The organism is Micromonospora sp. 4G55 (genome assembly GCF_016803375.1).
On sequence record NZ_JAEVHN010000823.1, the window covers coordinates 1 to 2,431 of the forward strand.

General features: G+C 76.0%; 2 protein-coding genes and 1 pseudogene. 1 reads left to right on the forward strand and 2 read right to left on the reverse strand.

Annotated features, from left to right (window positions below; translation table 11 throughout):
- A partial coding sequence (locus JNW89_RS34735) for a GAF domain-containing protein (RefSeq protein WP_238452251.1) occupies positions 1–640 on the reverse strand: 640 nt, incomplete at its 3' end.
- Between the two features lie 162 nt (positions 641–802).
- Between JNW89_RS34735 and JNW89_RS34740 the strand changes: the two genes are divergently transcribed.
- Complete coding sequence (locus tag JNW89_RS34740) at positions 803–1,729, forward strand: 2-hydroxyacid dehydrogenase (RefSeq protein ID WP_238452252.1); 927 nt, start codon at positions 803–805, stop codon at positions 1,727–1,729.
- 6 nt (positions 1,730–1,735) lie between these two features.
- On the opposite strand, the pseudogene JNW89_RS34745 reads toward JNW89_RS34740, so the two are convergent.
- Positions 1,736–2,109 (reverse strand): annotated as a pseudogene (locus JNW89_RS34745) (PH domain-containing protein).
- Between the last annotated feature and the right edge of the window lie 322 nt (positions 2,110–2,431).

The window sequence follows — 2,431 nt, forward strand, 5'->3', positions numbered from 1 at the left end:
TGGCCACGTCGAGGGTGCCGGTCAGGGTCTCGCTCAGCGCGGAGAGCAGTTTGAGCCGCTCGTGCGCCTCCTCGACCCGCCGCCGGGCCTCCTCCGCGCCGTCGAGCGCGATCCGCAGCCGCAGCTCCGAGGAGCAGGCGGCGGCGAGGTCGGCCAGGGTACGCAGCTGGTCGGCGGTCCAGGCGCGGGGCTTGCTGTCGATGGCGCAGAGTGAGCCGAGCACCCGACCGTCCAGGTCGGTCAGCGGCATCCCCGCGTACGCGACCACGCCCAGCTCCGCGATGGCCAGGTTGTTCCGCACCCGGGGGTAGAGCCGGGCGTCGGGCAGCACCATCGGGATCTCGATGTCCACCACGTGCTGGCAGAACGAGTGGCTCAGCGGGGTCTGCCGACGGGCGGCCCACGGCTCCGGCAGGCCGACCGCGCCCGGGAAGAACTGCCGTTCGCCGGTGACCAGCGACACCAGCGCGACCGGCACCTCCAGCAGGTCGCTCACCAGCCGGGCGAAGCGGTCGAACGCCTCGTCGGGTTCGGCGTCCAGGCCCGTCTCGGCGAGCGCGCGCAGCCGCGCCGGGTCCGTCAGCGCGGGGATGTCCACCGCGGGCAGCGGACCGCGACGGTGCGGGGAGCGCTCGGTCATCGGCCACCTGTCTGCGGGCGTGCGGGGCACCGGGTGGCGCTCCGACCCTCGGTTATACCCGGCTGGCGGCGGTGACGCCCACGGGCGGTGACGCCCGCCGCCCGCCCCCGATGAGCCGGTCCGCCGGACCGGGTCGGGTCGCGGTCGCTATCGTCGGCGGACGTGAAGGTATGGATTCCGCACGAGGCCGGGGTCGGGTTGCTCGGCGAGGCGCCCGCGGGCGTCACCGTCCAGGCGTGGACGGACCCGGGGCGCCCGCCGTCGGACCCGGCCGGGGTCCGGTTCTGGGTGCCGCCGTTCCTGGCCGCTGGGGACACCGCCGCGATGCTGGCGCGGCTGCCGGACCTGGCGGTGGTCCAGCTCCTCTCCGCCGGGGCGGACGCCTGGGTCGGCCGGGTGCCGGACGGGGTGACCCTCTGCGACGCGCGGGGCGTGCACGACGCCGGCACCGCCGAGTGGGTGCTCACCGCGATCCTGGCCCAGCTGCGCGGCTTTCCCGCGATGGCCCGGGCCCAGGCCCGCCGGGAGTGGGCGTACGACGAGGTCGCGCCGACCGACGAGTTGACCGGCAAGCGGGTGCTGATCGTCGGCGCCGGTTCGATCGGCGCGGCGGTGCACGCCCGGCTGGCCCCGTTCGACGTCACCGTCACGCTGGTCGCCCGCACCGCCCGCCCGGCCGACGGCGTGCACGGGGTGGACGAGCTGCCCCGGCTGCTGCCGGAGGCGGAGGTGGTGGTGCTGCTGGTGCCGCTGACCGAGCAGACCAGGGGCATGGTGGACGCGGCCTTCCTCGCCGCGATGCCCGACGGCGCGTTGCTGGTGAACGCGGCCCGGGGCCCGGTGGCCCGGACGGAGGCGCTGGTGGCGGAGCTGTCCAGCGACCGGCTGCGGGCCGCGCTGGACGTCACCGATCCCGAGCCGCTGCCCACCGACCATCCGCTGTGGGAGCTGCCCAACGTGCTGCTCACCCCGCACGTCGCCGGCTCGGTACGCGGCCTGCTGCCGCGGGCGTACCGGCTGGTGGCTGCGCAGCTGCGGCGGTTCGCCGCGGGGGAGCCGCTGGTCAACACGGTGACCGACGGCTACTGAGCGGGCTCAGCGCTCGCCCGGCAGGTGCTGCCCGGTGGCGGAGACCAGCCGGGGCAGGTCGGTGTCGCGCACCGCGGGCAGCATGACCTCCTGCCCGTCGTCGAGGCGGGCGACGGCGCGACCGCGGGGGTCGGCGGCCAGCTCGACGACCCGGTCCCAGGCGATCCGGCGGGTGCCGGCCAGGGCCCGCAGCCGCAGCCCCCGCCGGTCGCGTCGGTGCCCGCCCGCCACGCCCACACCGCGACGGCCAGCGGGATCAGCAGCACCGGCAGCAGGTACCACTCGGCGGTGGCCAGCGGCAGGGTGCCGATGAACGCGACGATCGCCGCGACCAGGATGGCCTGGTTGTACCGGAAGCGGATGGTGTCGGCGCTACTCACCCTCCGATGATCCCACCCCGGCGCGGTCCCGTTCCGCCCGGGCGGTGGACGGTGACCGGCGTTATTCGGTAGTGACGTGAGTCACTGCACGTGGCCGTAACCACCGCCCCGATCCGTCGTTGGCGGGGGTGGTGGGTGTCGGATATCCGTCGTCTCGTCCCGCCCCCGCATCGCCGCACCGCCCCGTGTCCCCCTCACGAAGGCGACCGTCGTGCCTCACCCGTACCTGGTCCACCGCCCCGCGCCCGTGGTGGCCGCCCTGCTGGCGGCGGCCGCGCTGCTGGCCACCGCCGCCCTGGCCGGCGTGCTGCCACCGCTGGCC